17 protein-coding genes are annotated in these 14,422 nt (G+C 70.3%); 8 read left to right on the forward strand and 9 right to left on the reverse strand.

What is annotated here, in order from left to right:
- Nucleotides 1–54 precede the first annotated feature (54 nt).
- On the reverse strand, nucleotides 55–708 hold the full coding sequence (locus tag OH804_RS13270; protein WP_196922820.1) for a TetR/AcrR family transcriptional regulator: 654 nt from the start codon (nucleotides 706–708) through the stop codon (nucleotides 55–57).
- A 79-nt stretch (nucleotides 709–787) separates the two neighbouring features.
- Between OH804_RS13270 and OH804_RS13275 the strand changes: the two genes are divergently transcribed.
- Together OH804_RS13275 and OH804_RS13280 are read left to right on the forward strand one after the other, a co-directional pair.
- Nucleotides 788–1,462 carry a maleylpyruvate isomerase family mycothiol-dependent enzyme gene (locus OH804_RS13275; RefSeq protein ID WP_406065378.1) on the forward strand — a complete coding sequence of 225 codons (675 nt, stop codon included), beginning with the start codon at nucleotides 788–790 and terminating at the stop codon, nucleotides 1,460–1,462.
- A gap of 158 nt (nucleotides 1,463–1,620) precedes the next feature.
- On the forward strand, nucleotides 1,621–2,367 hold the full coding sequence (locus OH804_RS13280; protein WP_406065380.1) for an SDR family NAD(P)-dependent oxidoreductase: 747 nt from the start codon (nucleotides 1,621–1,623) through the stop codon (nucleotides 2,365–2,367).
- A 75-nt stretch (nucleotides 2,368–2,442) separates the two neighbouring features.
- Here the strand turns inward: OH804_RS13280 and OH804_RS13285 are convergent, their stop codons facing one another.
- Complete coding sequence (locus tag OH804_RS13285; RefSeq protein WP_406065382.1) at nucleotides 2,443–3,381, reverse strand: helix-turn-helix domain-containing protein; 939 nt, start codon at nucleotides 3,379–3,381, stop codon at nucleotides 2,443–2,445.
- A gap of 94 nt (nucleotides 3,382–3,475) precedes the next feature.
- Here OH804_RS13285 and OH804_RS13290 point away from each other — a divergent pair, with 94 nt between their 5' ends.
- Together OH804_RS13290 and OH804_RS13295 are read left to right on the forward strand one after the other, a co-directional pair.
- Nucleotides 3,476–4,489: a saccharopine dehydrogenase family protein gene (locus OH804_RS13290; RefSeq protein WP_406065384.1), complete on the forward strand. Its 1,014-nt coding sequence runs from the start codon at nucleotides 3,476–3,478 to the stop codon at nucleotides 4,487–4,489.
- Nucleotides 4,490–4,738: 249 nt separating this feature from the next.
- The gene (locus tag OH804_RS13295; protein ID WP_406065386.1) at nucleotides 4,739–6,247 is read left to right on the forward strand and encodes a DUF1996 domain-containing protein; all 1,509 of its coding nucleotides are present in this window, start codon (nucleotides 4,739–4,741) and stop codon (nucleotides 6,245–6,247) included.
- A gap of 86 nt (nucleotides 6,248–6,333) precedes the next feature.
- Here OH804_RS13295 and OH804_RS13300 read toward each other — a convergent pair whose 3' ends face one another.
- Nucleotides 6,334–6,840 (reverse strand): hypothetical protein, encoded by a 507-nt coding sequence (locus tag OH804_RS13300; protein WP_406065388.1) that lies wholly within the window; start codon nucleotides 6,838–6,840, stop codon nucleotides 6,334–6,336.
- A 123-nt stretch (nucleotides 6,841–6,963) separates the two neighbouring features.
- Here OH804_RS13300 and OH804_RS13305 point away from each other — a divergent pair, with 123 nt between their 5' ends.
- Nucleotides 6,964–7,680 (forward strand): carbonic anhydrase, encoded by a 717-nt coding sequence (locus OH804_RS13305; protein ID WP_406065390.1) that lies wholly within the window; start codon nucleotides 6,964–6,966, stop codon nucleotides 7,678–7,680.
- Between the two features lie 5 nt (nucleotides 7,681–7,685).
- Here OH804_RS13305 and OH804_RS13310 read toward each other — a convergent pair whose 3' ends face one another.
- Nucleotides 7,686–8,342 (reverse strand): hypothetical protein, encoded by a 657-nt coding sequence (locus tag OH804_RS13310; RefSeq protein WP_406065392.1) that lies wholly within the window; start codon nucleotides 8,340–8,342, stop codon nucleotides 7,686–7,688.
- A gap of 187 nt (nucleotides 8,343–8,529) precedes the next feature.
- On the opposite strand from OH804_RS13310, the gene OH804_RS13315 reads away from it, so the two are divergent.
- Together OH804_RS13315 and OH804_RS13320 are read left to right on the forward strand one after the other, a co-directional pair.
- Entirely contained in the window at nucleotides 8,530–9,717 is a 1,188-nt protein-coding gene (locus tag OH804_RS13315) for a DUF418 domain-containing protein (protein ID WP_406065394.1), read from the forward strand.
- Nucleotides 9,718–9,726: 9 nt separating this feature from the next.
- The gene (locus OH804_RS13320) at nucleotides 9,727–10,818 is read left to right on the forward strand and encodes a winged helix DNA-binding domain-containing protein (protein ID WP_406065396.1); all 1,092 of its coding nucleotides are present in this window, start codon (nucleotides 9,727–9,729) and stop codon (nucleotides 10,816–10,818) included.
- Between the two features lie 15 nt (nucleotides 10,819–10,833).
- On the opposite strand, the gene OH804_RS13325 is transcribed toward OH804_RS13320, so the two are convergent.
- The 5 genes from OH804_RS13325 to OH804_RS13345 form a co-directional block, all read right to left on the reverse strand.
- Nucleotides 10,834–11,277, reverse strand: a complete 444-nt coding sequence (locus OH804_RS13325; protein WP_406065398.1) for a DUF5990 family protein — start codon at nucleotides 11,275–11,277, stop codon at nucleotides 10,834–10,836.
- 14 nt (nucleotides 11,278–11,291) lie between these two features.
- Nucleotides 11,292–11,945 (reverse strand): TMEM175 family protein, encoded by a 654-nt coding sequence (locus OH804_RS13330; protein ID WP_196922808.1) that lies wholly within the window; start codon nucleotides 11,943–11,945, stop codon nucleotides 11,292–11,294.
- 20 nt (nucleotides 11,946–11,965) lie between these two features.
- The gene (locus OH804_RS13335) at nucleotides 11,966–12,493 is read right to left on the reverse strand and encodes a pyridoxamine 5'-phosphate oxidase family protein (RefSeq protein ID WP_406065400.1); all 528 of its coding nucleotides are present in this window, start codon (nucleotides 12,491–12,493) and stop codon (nucleotides 11,966–11,968) included.
- Nucleotides 12,494–12,560: 67 nt separating this feature from the next.
- On the reverse strand, nucleotides 12,561–13,307 hold the full coding sequence (locus tag OH804_RS13340) for an MBL fold metallo-hydrolase (protein ID WP_406065402.1): 747 nt from the start codon (nucleotides 13,305–13,307) through the stop codon (nucleotides 12,561–12,563).
- Between the two features lie 33 nt (nucleotides 13,308–13,340).
- On the reverse strand, nucleotides 13,341–13,745 hold the full coding sequence (locus OH804_RS13345; RefSeq protein ID WP_406065404.1) for a nuclear transport factor 2 family protein: 405 nt from the start codon (nucleotides 13,743–13,745) through the stop codon (nucleotides 13,341–13,343).
- Nucleotides 13,746–13,812: 67 nt separating this feature from the next.
- On the opposite strand from OH804_RS13345, the gene OH804_RS13350 reads away from it, so the two are divergent.
- Nucleotides 13,813–14,409 (forward strand): TetR/AcrR family transcriptional regulator, encoded by a 597-nt coding sequence (locus OH804_RS13350; protein ID WP_406065406.1) that lies wholly within the window; start codon nucleotides 13,813–13,815, stop codon nucleotides 14,407–14,409.
- Nucleotides 14,410–14,422: the final 13 nt, after the last annotated feature.

Genomic DNA, 14,422 nt, shown 5'->3' on the forward strand with positions numbered 1-14,422 from the left:
CGCGTACCCCGCCTCGGCGTCCCACCACGACGCCCGCCCACCACGAGGTCGACGCTAACGACCTGCCTGATCGTGAGGGCTGAACGGGCGGGGAGTGTGCGTGATGCCGTTGAGGATGAGCGTGAGTCCACGCTCGAATTCCTGACCTGTGAACACAGCCCCGACCGGCGCTAGTTCGGCGAGGGTCGGTAGAGCACCTTGCGCAAGCGCTTCGATACGGCGGGCGGCGGCGGCGGGATCTTTCTCGCGGGTGAGCGCGCCGGCCAACTCGTTCTGCGCGATACCCGTGACGAACGCCGAGACGGCGCGGAACGCGACGAACAGGTCGACGCCGTCCAGACCTCCGCGGGCGAGGGCCGCCGCGAGCGCCTCGGCTGGAGCGAGGCTGGCCCGCGAGGAGGTCCGGCGGGTGAGTATGAGCGGGATGACCGCCGGGTGTGCGCGGAAGGTCCTCCACATGGCGGTGGCCACGGCACGCGTGTCGGCCAGCCAATCGTCGGTTGGCTCCGGGATCTGGACGCGGGACGAGACTGCGTCGACCACGAGTTCCTCGAGGGCTTCGCGGCTGTCGACGTAGTTGTAGAGGGTCATGGCGCCTGTTTTCAGGGACGCCGCAAGGGAGCGCATGGTGAGCCCGGCCAAGCCATCCCGGTCGACGATCACCAGCGCGTGCTGCTGGATGTCCGCGAGGGTGAAACGGGCTCTCATGCTGGCTCTCCTCGGATGAGTACGGCGTACGTATCCGACGGTACTATACGTACGACGTACGTATGACCGGAGGAGATTCATGATCACCAGAAGCTCGCAGCGTCTGACAGAGACCGGAGCGGGATGGCGTGACCTGGCTCGTCAGCAGGATGACGACTTCGTCGCCTTCGCCCGCACCCTGACCGACGAAGAGTGGGAGCTACCCAGCCTCTGCGCGGGCTGGACGAACAAAGTTGTGCTCGCCCACCTCGTGCTCGGCCTGCACCTGCCGCCGTCCCGGCTGCTGCTGGCGATGGGACGGCGGCGTTGGTCGTTTGACGCCTCGAACGATCTCCTGAGCCGTGAGTACGCCAGCCAAACCAGCGCCCCGGATCTGATCGACGCGTTCAACCTCTTCCGGGCGCGCCCACGGGGCATCGGACGCCTGCTACCGGCGCCGCTACTGCTCGGCGACCACGTCGTTCACCATCTCGATATCGCATTCAGTCTTGGCAGGTCCGGCGTCTTGGCGCCACCGGTTGCCGACGCGGTCCTCGCCGTCGAGACACGCGTGCCCAACCCGTTCATCCCCGCGGTCGCACGGGCCCGCGGCATCGCGTTCCGCACCACCGACACGGGTTGGTCGCGCCCATCGGCCGGGGCCCCCGAGGTCGTCGGCGCCGCCGAGAGCATCATCTCCGTCCTCGCCGGTCGACCCCACGCCGTCCCGCACCTGTCGGGCAGCGGCACCGCCATCCTGGCGAACCGGCTCTGAGGCGGACGGACTCCGCGCGTCGGACCCGCCGCATTGCCCGACCGGCCGCATCAGCGGCGTGCCCGACATCACTCGACACGTACAACGTACGCATGCAATGGTTACGTACGTTGTACGCATCCGGTTCGGAAGTACAAACCACCCAGCAAGGAGATCCCGTGGGAACCAAGACCGCCCTCATCACCGGCTCGACGAGCGGAATCGGTCGTGCCACCGCCCTCAAGCTCGCCCGCAGGGGCGTCCACGTCGTCGTCTCCGGCCGCAACGTCGACCGGGGGCTGGAAGTAGTCGAGGAGATCCGCACCGAGGGAGGCGAGGCCGACTTCGTCGCCGCCGATCTCCGCGACGCGCAATCCGCGGTGGAACTCGCGGCCAAGGCCACCCAGGTCGCCGAGTCCGCGGGCGCAACTCTCGACATCCTGGTCAACAACGCGGCGATCGGGGCCGGTGGACCAACCGCGGGCACCGAGGAGTCGACCTTCGACGCGGTACTGGGCACCAACCTGAAGGCGCCGTTCTATCTGGTCGCGAACCTTGCACCCGCGATGGCGGCACGAGGCGGTGGAGCGATCGTCAACGTCTCCACCCTTGCCGCCGAAGTCGCCCTTCCGGGCCTGTCGGTCTACGGCGCGAGCAAAGCCGCCCTGGACCTGCTGACCAAGAGTTGGGCAGCCGAGTTCGGCCCGGCGGGAGTGCGGGTGAACTCCGTGCGCCCCGGCCCGACCCGCACTCCGGGATCTGAAGCCCTGGGCGAGGTGCTGGGACAGCTCGCAGCCCAGGCCCCGCTGGGCTTCATCGCCGACCCGGAGGACATCGCCGCCGTCATCGCATTCCTCGTCAGCGACGAGGCACGGTTCGTCACCGGGGTGATTCTGGACGCCGACGGTGGTCGCACCGCCGTCTGAGCGAGTCAGCCTCCGCTGGCCTGACTGGGACCTCCCCGGCCGCCCAGTCCTCGGGCGGCCGGGGAGGCCGTGCGCTCAGGCACTGCGGAAGGTGCGCCGGTACGCGTCCGGCGGCACGCCGACGGTGCGGTGGAAGTGTCGACGCAGCGTCGCGGCGGTGCCCATGCCGGCGGCCTCGGCGATGGCGTCGATGCTGTCGTCGGTCTGCTCCAGCAACTCCTGGGCGCGGCGGACCCGTTGCGTCGACAGCCAGAGCAGCGGGGTCGTGCCGGTGGCCGACCGGAAGTGGCGGGCCAGGTTGCGGGAGCTCATGTTCGCCTGCCGGGCCAGGTCCTCGACGGTCAGCGGCCGGTCCAGCCGGGCCAGCGCCCAGGGGAACAGGGTGGCCAAAGGGTGATCGTCACGGGCGGGCACCGGGGTGGTGAGGTACTGGGCCTGACCACCGGCGCGGTGCGGTGGCACGACCAGGCGGCGGGCGACGGCGTTGGCGACGGTCGAGCCGTGGTCGCGGCGGATCAGGTGCAGGCACAGGTCGAGCGCGGCGGCCTTCCCGGCGGAGGCGAGCACTGTGCCGTTGTCGACGTAGAGCACGTCCGGGTCGACCCGTACCCGGGGATGGCGGGCGGCCAGCGCCTCGGTGTGGGCCCAGTGCGTGGTGGCCCGCAGCCCGTCGAGCACTCCGGCGGCGGCCAGCACGAACGCGCCGGTGCAGAGCGAGACCATCCGGGCGCCCGCCCGGTGGGCCGCGCGGACGGCGTCGAGCAGGTCGGGGGGAAGGTCCGCGTCGACGTCCTCCACCGACGGGACGATCACGGTGTCGGCACGGGCCAGGCGGTCCAACCCGTCGTCGGGCGCCACCAGGAAGCGGCCGACCCGGACCGGGCCGGGGCCGCAGACCACCACGTCGTACCAGGGGTCGGCCATGCCGGAGGGGTCGTGGGCGAAGACCTCGCAGGCCAGGGCCAGCTCGAAGTGCAGCATCCCGTCGGTGGCGGCGATCGCGACAAGGGCCATGTCCGAAACTGTACGGGGGTTGGCGTTACCGACACTGGTCGGTTGCCGACCGCTGCGCGAGGCTGGTCCCAGTCGATCTTTCAAGGGGGCAGCGATGGGTTACCGGGTGGCGGTTTTCGGGGCGTACGGGCACACCGGACGGTTCGTGGTGACGGAGTTGCGCGAGCGCGGGTTCGACGCGCTGCCGGTGGGCCGCGACGCACGCAGGCTGGACGCGTTCGGACTCGCCTACCGGGTGGCGTCGGCCGACGATCCGGCCTCGCTCGACGTGGCGCTGACCGGCGTGGACGCGGTCATCAACTGCGCCGGCCCGTTCGCGTCGACCGCCAGCGGAGTGATCGAGGCCGCGCTGCGCGCCGGGATCCCGTACGTGGACGTGGCCGCCGAGATCGAGGCCAACCTCGACACGTTCGTGCACTTCACCGAGCGTGCCCGCGCGGCCGGTGTCGCCGTGGTCCCGGCTATGGCCTTCTTCGGTGGGCTCGGCGATCTGCTCGCGACGACGGCGATGGGCGACTGGACGTCGGCCGACGAGGCGCACGTCGCGTACGGACTGAGCAGCTGGCACCCGACGGCCGGGACGGTCGCGGCGGGGGCCGTCTCCCGCGAGCGCCGCGCCGGCCGCCAGGTCCGCTACACCGGCGGCCGGTTGGAGTACCACTCCGGGGAGCGGGATCTGCCGAGGCTGGACTGGGACTTCCCCGCGCCGCTGGGTCGGCGCACGGTCCTCGGGGAGTTCACCATGGCCGACGTCGTGACCATCCCCCGGCACCTGGCCATTCCCGAGGTCCGCACGTACATGACCGTCGACGCCGCCACCGACCTGGCCGCCGCGGCCGTGCCGGTCGCGGTCGACGAGCGGGGCCGGTCAGCGCAGACGTTCACCGTCGACGTCGTCGTGCGTCGCGGCGACACGCGCCGCCGGGTCGTGGCCAGTGGCCGGGACATCTACGCCGTGAGCGCGCCGCTGGCAGTGGAGGCGACCCTGCGCATCCTCGATGGTCGGACGAGGGCGAGTGGCGTCGCCTCCGCCGGTGAGATGTTCGACGCGCCCGACTTCCTGCGCGCGCTGTCGCCAACCGTCACCGTCGAACCAGTCAGTGAGTGAGGCCGATGATTCGGCCGCAATTCGTTACTCAAAATCCGTAATCCCGGCACCAGAACCGAACGACAGGACTTAATGGAAACATAAGCCTCTACGCGCGAAAAATTGTCATCCCGAGCCGTCGCGCTGGCTGCCAGGGCACTTGTGGACCGGCCTCCTTAATTCTTTCCCGGCGAGTTGATTACGGCCCCTGACGTGCACATACTCCTTCCGGCAAGAGCTTTATCGTCGACTCGAAGGACATCACTGGTAATGCGGACTCCCCCCGCGCACGTCGCACCGCCGGGCCGGGCGCGAAAGCGTCGTCGCCTCGCCCGCGTCACGCTCGCTTCCGCGGTCATCGCCGCGCTGGCCGGCAGTGGCATCTACATCGCCGGCGCCCAGGCCGAAGAGGTCGCCGTGCCCGGCCGGGTGCAGGCAGAGGCCTTCGCGGCGCAGTCCGGCGCGCAGACCGAGGGCACCGGCGATGCCGACGGCGGTCGGAACGTCGGCTGGCTGGCCAGCGGCGACTGGCTGCGCTACGACGGCGTGTCGATAACGGGCGTCGACCTCACGGCCCGGGTCGCCTCGCTCAACACCGCCGGCGGCGCTGTCGAGTTGCGCCTCGGCGCGCAGAACGGTCCACTGCTGGCCAGCTTCCCGATCGCGGGGACCGCTGGCTGGCAGAAGTGGAAGACCGTCACCGCGAAGGCGTCCGCCGTGCCGGCGGGCCCGCAGACGGTCTTCGCCGTCATGAAGAGCACCTCGACGTCGGACTTCGTGAACCTCAACTGGTTCACGTTCGGCCCCGCGGCGGGCACATCGCCGAGCGCGTCGGCCACGCCGAGCACGTCGGCCGCCCCTTCGACCACGCCGAGTTCGTCCCCGTCCGCGTCCCCGTCGTCGTCCGTCCCGCCGGGCGCACCGGCCGGCGCCTGGGTGCCTGTCGACCAGGCCAAGTGGAGCAGGGAACTGGCCGCCTTCAACGCCATCACGCCGAAGGCGGTGCCGCCGGGCACCACCCGGGTTCCCGAGTTCCACACCGACTGTGGCGTCGCGAACTCGGCCCCGGACGACCCGATCGTCCTGCCTGGTCTCTCGGGCGCCTCACACATGCACACCTTCTTCGGCCCGAAGATCGACGCCTTCACCACCACTGACAAGCTGTTCGCCGCGGCGAACACCTGCAACGCCCCCGGGGACAAGAGCGCCTACTGGACCCCGGAGCTGCGCAAGGACGGCAAGGCCGTGCCGATCAAGAGCATGCGCATCTACTACGGCTCGCGGGTCAAGGACCCGTCGACCGTCAAGCCCTTCCCGCCGGGCCTGGTGGTGGTCGAAGGCGACGCCAAGCGGCAGGTGGACACTCCGAAGAACGCCGGTAGCAACCAGTTCTGGTGCGCGGGCAGCGCCGAGATCGGCCGCAGCGCCGACGGCAACTGGCCGAAGTGCGCCCCCGGTGGCAACCTGATCTTCCAGCTCGTGTTCAAGGACTGCTGGGACGGCAAGAACATCGACTCACCCGATCACAAGTCGCACATGGGCGACCCGGTGAACGGCGTCTGCACCGGCAAGTACCCGGTGGCCGTACCGGATCTCTCCTTCATGGTCAACTATGACTCGCTGGGCGGTGACGGCCTCAGCCTCTCCTCCGGCAAGCCGTCATCCATGCACGGCGACTTCATGAACGCCTGGGAGCCGGAGCGCCTCGGTGACCTGGTGAAGTCCTGCCTCAACCAGAACGCCAAGTGCGGCATCGACACGACCTTCGCGGGCGGCTGACACCGCCTCCGTTGCGAGGGACGGCCCCCACGCCCAGGGCGTGGGGGCCGTCCCTCATCACACCCGACCTGATCGGGCCGTGACGGTCAGAGAACCATGATGACCCCGTGGGCCTTGCACGCGGAGCTGACGTCCTTGCCGGCCTTCTCGAAGGCCGGGTTGTCGGCGGCGGTCGCCGGGTCCGCCGCGGCCGCGGCCTTGGCCGCCTCGGCGGCGAACGTCCGCAGGGCGTCGGCCAGCTTGCCGTCGCCGGTCGAGGCGACGGTGGTCACCTTCTGCTCCAGACCGGTCAGGAGCTTCTTGAAGTCCGCCGCCGACGCGTCCCCAGTCGTGAAGACCTTCACCATCTCGGCCCTCATCTCGTCGTTTGCCTTCTTCACCGCCTCGCAGAGCTTCTTGTCAGTCGCCGCGCCAGCCGCGGGTGACGAAGCCGGCGTCGCGGCGGCGGAGGTGGCCACCGCGGACGGGGCGGCGGACGTCGGCGCGGGCGTGGTGGGTCCGGCGGTCGTCGCCTTGTCACCGTCCCCGCAGGCGGCGAGGGCTGTCGTAACGGCGAGGATCAACATGACGGAAGCAAGACGGGAAGATTTCACGGACGCGGACGATAGCCGATCTCCAAACGATGATCAATTTGCTCGACCTCCCGCGCACGGAGGGCGGCAACCATTGTGGACGGCGGGCTGGTAGGAAGAGGCGAGTTGCCTCACCTCAGGGAGATGATCGTGGCACGTTCCCACCTGTCCCGCCGTTCGCTGCTGACCGCCGGTGGCGCCGCCGCCGTGGCGCTCGGCGCGGCCGCGGCCAGCCCGTCCGCCGCCGCTGCCGCGCCAGCCGACAACCCGGTCGACACGCCGGCCGAGGCGCTGCGCCGGCTGCAGGCCGGCAACCGGCGGTTCACCTCCGGCCACGGACGGCACCCGCACCAGGGCCTGACCGACCTGCACCGGCTCGCCGCCGGTCAGCACCCGTTCGCCATCACCGTCGGCTGCGCGGACTCCCGGGTGGCCCCCGAGGTGCTCTTCGACCAGGGGTTGGGTGACCTGTTCGACAACCGGGTGGCCGGCAACATCGTCGACGACCTGCTGCTCGGCAGCGTCGAGTTCGCCGTGGAGGAGTTCGGCAGCCTGCTGATCGTCGTCCTCGGCCACGAACGCTGCGGCGCGATCACCGCCACCATCGACGCCATCCACACCGGCGGGACGGCACCCGGGCACATCGGCACCATCGTGGACGCCCTGCGCCCGGTCGTCGAGCCGGTGCTGGACCAGCCCGGCGACCCGGTGGAGAACGCGGTCCGGGCCAACATCGCCGCTCAGGTGCGGGCGCTCAGCGCCCGCAGCACCATCATCTCCGAGAAGGTGCACGAGGGCGCGCTGCGCGTGGTCGGCGCCCGCTACGACCTCGACAACGGGCGGGTCTCCCTGGTGGCCTGAGGCCGTCAGCCCATCCTGGGCCACCCGGACGGCGACGCTGGTTGGTCATCCACCGACGCCGACCAGCGCCGCCGGTCGCGTCGCGGCAGACGGGTACGGCGGTAGTAGGACCATCCGGCCAGCGGCAACGCGACCGCCCAGGCCAGCAGGAGCGGGAGGCCGATCAGGACGCCGGTCGGGGTGAAGATGTCCTCCGTGCTGGAATCCGCCAGGTCCGCGGCGAACTGCCAGGGCAGGGTCGCCGAGTAGCCGATCATCAGGGCGGATCCCAGCACCGTCGGCGTCAGCGGCACCCACTGTGGCACCCGACGTCCGCGCAGCCACGGCACCCACCGGGGAAAGACCGTTCCCCAGTCACTGATGAGCCCCAGCGCCAGGACGCCTCCGAGCGCGGCGAGGACGCACAGCAGACCCAGGTAGAACGCGCCGGCCGGCAGGCCCAGGAAGCCATCGACCGGATGATCCCCCACCCCGGGCCCGCGACCGTGGTACCACTCGCGAAACGGACCGGGATTGGCGAACAGCGGGATGCCCAGGATCCACGGCACGTGCAGCGGGATGAAGCCCAGCACGGGGGCGATCCACGCCACGTGACCGGCTCGGCGGGCCCAGGACGGCGGTGGCGGCGCGGGCGTGGTCCTTGCGCGTGGTGGTCGACTCACAGCTTGTCTCCCTCTCAACGGTGGGCGTTGGCACATCCGAGATCACCGTCCCCGAACGGCGAGGCGGGCGGATCGCCGCGCGGAGGGAACCACCTCCCCCGGACCGGGGAGCGGGCCTTTTCGTCACGACAGCGCGTGTGACGAAAACACTTTCCGGCAGTGGGCCACGGTCCGGAGGCTGGACACCATGAATGTGACAGGGCTCGACCGACCCGGCGACAGCCACCCACCGCCGTCGCCCGGGAACACCCTCGCCCGAATCACCGCCGTCGACGCACTGCGCGGAAGCGCGCTGCTGCTCATCCTGCTCGTGAACATCTCGTTCTTCAGCTCCGGCTACGACTTCCACCTGGTCGACGATCCGACGCGCGGCACGCTCGACCTGCTGATCTCCGGCGCGGTGGAGCTGTTGTTCGCGATGAAGGCGTACCTGCTGTTCGCCTTCCTGTTCGGCTACAGCTTCACACTGCAACTCGACTCCGCGGCCCGGCGCGGCGCGGCATTCCGCCCGGCCTTCCTGCGCCGGCTCACCGGGTTGTTCGTTCTCGGCGTGCTGCACGCGGTGCTGCTGTTCCACGGCGACATCCTCACCACGTACGCGCTGCTCGGTCTCGCGCTGCTCGCGGTCCGGCGGATCGAGCCCCGCACCGCGCTGGTCGCGGCGGCGGCCATCATCGGCGGCATCGCCGTCGTGGTCGGGATCGCCGCGGTCCTCGGTGCCACACTGGTCCCGGACGAGGCCGCCGCTGTCGACGCCGGTGCGCGTTCCACGCTGGCGCTCGGCGGTGGCCTCGGCGATGTCGTCCTGGAGCACCTGCGGTCGATGCCGGCGATGATCGGTGGCCTGGCCGTGCAGGGCCCCCTGGCGTTCGCGGCGTTCCTCGTCGGGCTGGCCGCCGGCAAGCACCGGCTCCTCGCCGCCGTGCCCGCCCACGAGGACCTGCTGCGCCGGTGCGAGAAGGTGGGGTATCCGGTCGGTCTGGCCGGCGCCGTCGTGTTCGCGGTCGGTGGCTCCACGGCGAACCTGACCGGGCTGATGGTCAGCATCGTCACCGCGCCGTTCCTGGCCGCGGCCTACGCGGCGACGCTGCTGCGCCTGTTCACGCGGCGGCCGCGCGTCGCGGACGTGTTCGCGCCCGCCGGGCGGATGGCCCTGACGAACTACCTGGCCCAGTCGCTCGTGTGCGTGCTCGTCTTCACCGGCGTCGGGTGGGGCCTGGTCGGCCGCACCTCGCCGGCACAGACGCTGCTGATCGCACTGGTGATCGTCGCGGTCCAGCTGGTGGCCAGCGCGTGGTGGCTGCGGCGGTTCCGGTACGGCCCCGTCGAATGGGCGCTGCGCGCCTGGACCCACCGGGCGCGCCGCCCCCACTAGGGTGCAGACATGGTCGATCGGCACCAGGTGATGAACTTCCGGGTCCAGGCCCAGCAACTGGACCGGACCGAGGGCACGCTCGCCGACACCGCCGTCCTGGACCTCGGCGTGCAGAACACCGGCCCGGACGGCGCCCGGTGGGCGCTGGCGGTACGCGGGGTCGACGTGACCGCGTTGTCCGATACCGAGCTGGTCCTGCTGTGGACCGTACGGGGCGCTCCCCACCTCTACCGTCGGGCCGACGTCGCAAAGGTGGCGGCCGCCGTCGAACCCTTCTCCGAGGCCGACGCGGGCAAGCGCATCTACGACGCCGCCAAGCCGTTGAAGGCTGCCGGCATCGACACCCTCGCGGCCCTGGACGAGATCGCCGCCCGGATGCGGGCCGTCGTCAGCACACCGACGGTCAAGGGGGATCTCTCCGGACGCCTGGCCACGATGCTGCCGGAGCCGTACCTGCGGTTCTGCCGGCCGTGCGACGCCACGCACCTCTACGAGATGCCGTTCCGGCTCGCCGCCCTGCGGGCCGGACTGGAGTTGCAGCTCGACACCTCACCCCCGGTCCTGCGGCGCATCACCGGGTTCCGGAAGGCGGCCGCTCCGGGTGACCGCTTCGACCTCGTCCGCGCGTACCTTCGCCTGCTCGGCCCGGCCACCCCGAAGCAGGTGGCCGACTATCTCGACGCCCCGGTGAGGGACGTGAAGGCGCACTGGCCCGAGGATGTGATCGAGGTGACCGTCGACCGCGAGGTGCGTTCCCTGCTGGCCGCCGACGAGAAGTCGCTGGAGTCGGCCGACGGCCGGGGCACCCGCCTGCTCGGCCCGTTCGACCTGTTCCTCCAGGCCAAGGACCGGGCAACGCTGGTGCCGGACGCCGCCCACGCCAAGGAGCTGTGGCCGGTGTTGGGTCGCCCCGGCGCGGTCCTGGTCGACGGCGAACTGGTGGGCACCTGGCGCCCCCGCAAGTCCGGCAAGATGTTCACTGTCACCGTCCAGCCGTGGCAGCGGCTGCCGGACGCCACCCGTAAGGCAATCACCGCGCAGGCCGAGCACCTCGCCGCGCACCGCTCCGTCTCCCTCAGCGGCGTCGACTTCGGCGGCTAGCCGGGGCGACGACGCTCACTCCACTGCCCACACGATGGCGGGCGGGTGCACCCGAGCGCGGATCGGCTCACCGGCGGCATCGGTCAACCCGAGCCGGCCGACAAGCGCTCCGTTGCCCTCGTGGGCGGCGCGCAGCTGCTCGGTCGGCACGTCGGTGAACATCAACTTCGCGCGTCGGAACATGGCGAAGCCGTCCTGGGTCACCGCACCCCAACTCAGGTACAGAAAACGTGCCCCGGGGCGGCCGTGCACCCAGGGGCCGCCGACGTCGAGCGTCCCGTCGATCTCGCGGCTGGACACCTCCAAGGACCAGGTGGCGCTGGCCGCGTCGGCCGGCACCTGGTCGACCACCTCGTCCTTGCGCTGAACCCCGACGTGCACGTTGCCCAACCGCAGCGCATCGGCCTCCGCACCGGGGCGCTGACCTGGGAGATCGTTGCCGTCGATCCTGATCCGCATGACACCGACTCTAGTTAACCGGCCGGCTGCTCGACGGCGGTGTCGTCCTCGCCGTACTCGCCGCGGATGGGCAGGTAGTAGGCGGGCAGGAAGGCGGCGATGATGGCGACGCCGGCGATCGGCACGAACGCGCCGACGAGGATGCCGGAGCCGATCCAGAGCAGCGCGAGCGCGAACCGGCGGCCGATGGCCCGAGCGCCGAACGGACCGAGGCCGGGGTCCAGCAGTGTCGCGCGCCGAAGGTGGGCCCACACGATGTTGAAGAGGGCCGCCGCCGTCCACAGTGTCCCGCCGTAGACGACGACCGACGCCCGCAGTCCCTGTTCAGCGCGCAACGCGTCGGCGAGCAGTGACGTGGAGAACGGCAGGAACGCGATGACCATCAGGAGCAACGTGTTGAGGAACAGGACCCCTCGGTCGACGTGCCGGACGCGGTCGAACATGACGTGGTGATTCACCCACACCTGCCCGATGAGCAGGAAGCTCAACGTGTACGCCAGGTACGAGGGCCACAGCGCGGCGAGCCCCTGGACGAGGTTGCCGAAGTCGTGGGGCGGTTGGATCTCCAGCACGAGAAGCGTCACGGCGATCGCGAAGACACCGTCGCTGAAGGCCAGCAGACGGCCCGGGCTACGGGTGAGCCGCGACGTTTCCCTTGTGGGAGGCATATAGCGAATTATGCAATAGGTCAGCTTTCGTCACTGGCGGAGCGACGCCAGAACTGGCGTGGCGCGAACCCCTCACGTCGCAGCCAGTGCTCGGTGTAGACGATCCGCTCCGCCTCGACGACCACGAGCGTGTCCTCGGGCGGCTCGGACAACGCCCGCCCCCGCTCGGCGTGCTCGTTCTCCCATCGAACCGCCGCCCAGTAGTGCGCGCGATCCGGATGCTCCGCAGAGAGCACAGTGGCCGTCCCGAACACTTGGGCACCGCGGCTGCTGGCCAGTCCGACCAGCGGCGCGAAGATGCCGATGGACACGCGCGGGTCGGCGGCGATGTTGCGCATCTTCGGTGACCGTGGCGCGGCGGTGAAGAGCACCGCGAAGCCGAGCGGGAAGTACCGCACCGGCGTGGCCACCGGCCCGTCCGGACCCGTGGTCGCGAGCACACACATGTTCTGCGACGACAACAGGTTGAGGAGGCGCTCTTCGAGCCGTTCCCGGTCGAGCCGTTTCGCTGGCGTGGGCTCCGACAGCCATGGATTCGTCAACGGCATACGACGTCCTCGATCATGGCGAGCACCCTAACCGCGCGACCCGCCGTCAAGATCGGCAGGGCGTGGCCTACACCGTCCTGCGCAGGTAGGTCTCGGCCAACTGGCGAAGGCGCGTCCGGTCGAAGCTGTCCCCGTGGCCGGGATGGACGACGGACACGTCGAGGTCGACGAGGACCTGCATGCTTCGCCGGTACGCGGCCACGTCGGAGTTCGGCAGATTGTCGATCAGGGCACCCTCGTAGATGATGTCGCCCGAGTACAGGGTGCCGGTGTGTTCCTCCAGCAGGGCGATGCTCCCGGGCGTGTGGCCGGGAAGGTGCAGCACGGTCAGCGCCCGCCCGCCCAGGTCGATGCGGTCGCCGTCGTCGAGCAGGCGGGTCAGGGTCATCGGTTCGACGCGGTAGGCGGCCGGGTCGTAGCCGGGGTCGGGCAGGACGTCGATCATGAGCTCCGGGACGGCTTCCCCGGCGGCGTCGATCCCCAGTTTCTCGAAGAGTTCCGGGCCGTACAGGCTCGCCGGTACGCCCGCCGCAAGGATCCCCGCCTCGGCGGGGTGGGCGGCCCGGTCATCGAACTCCGCCGCCGCACCGACGTGATCCAGGTGCGCGTGGGTGAGCACGACCATCGGATCGCGCTCGAACAGGCCCGGAATCGCCTCCCGCACTGCGACGACACCCAGCCCGGCGTCGATCACGATGTCCCGATCGGTGCCCCGCAACCACCAGAAGTTCGCCGACAGCAGCTCGTTGACGTGCGGTTCCGAGATCCGGACGACGTTGCCGTCCACGTCGGCCCGCGTATACCAGTCGACCATGCCCGAGAGTCTGCCAGCGCGACGGTGCCGCTTCTATGCCTGACCGACGGCCTGGGCGATGGCGAGGGTGTGCTGGTACTCGCGCCAGTGGACCAGTTTGCCGTCCCGAGTCTGGAGCACCCCGATGAACGGCGCCGAGGCGGTCACCCCGGTCGCCGTATGGGTGCCGACCAGTTCGTATTCGACCACGATCACCTCGGGGTCGGCGGTTTCGTGCAGGACCAGGTTGCGGCAGTCGTCGAACCGGACCGGGAACGCCGCGCGGCCCGCCTGCGTGTACTTAAGGACCCGTTGCTTTCCCTCGATACGCGTGGGGCGGCCGGGTTCGGCGAACGGTGTCTCGATCACCACATCGTCGGCGAGCGAGTCGGCCTCGTAGGTGGGCAGGTTCGCGAGCCAGCGGGCACGCATGCTGTCGAAGATCTCGCTTGGTGTCATGTCGTCCTCCTGGATAATGAGTCGTAACTCGACTTATCCGACTGATAATAATGAGTGGAGACTCACTTTGGTAGAGGGGTCGTCGCTGCGTGCCGACGCGCAGCGCAACCGGGCACGCATCCTGGACGCCGCCGAGGCGGTGTTCGCCGAGTTCGGCTCCCGCGCCTCCACCGAGGAGGTGGCCCGGAGGGCCGGCGTTGCCATCGGCACGGTCTTTCGGCACTTCCCCACCAAGGACGACCTGCTCGCCGCGATCATGAAGCGACTGCTCGCGCAGCTCGTCGAGGAGGCCGGAAAACATGACCTCTTCGCGTTCTTCACGCACATGGTGGCGCAGGCCGCCGCGAAGAAGACCGTCGTCGACCTGCTCGCCGGGTCCGGGGTGGACATCCGACTTCCGGACGCGGTAGGTCACCTGGAGGAGGCGGTGGGCCTGCTGCTGGAACAGGCCCGGGCCGCCGGAGCCGTCGCCGACTCGGTACGGCTACCCGAGACGATGGCGCTCCTCGCCAGCCTGTGCCAGGGCGCCCTGCACGGCGGGTGGGACCAGCAGCTGCAAGCCCGCACACTCGCGGTCATCTTCACCGGCCTGAAGCACGACCGACCAGCACCGCGCCGGCAGGCGGGAACGCCCGAACCGCCAATCCGGACGAGTGCGACATGAGAGACTCGCCCGG

The sequence above is a fragment of the Micromonospora sp. NBC_00860 genome, from assembly GCF_045207375.1.
Classification (GTDB): domain Bacteria; phylum Actinomycetota; class Actinomycetes; order Mycobacteriales; family Micromonosporaceae; genus Micromonospora; species Micromonospora vinacea.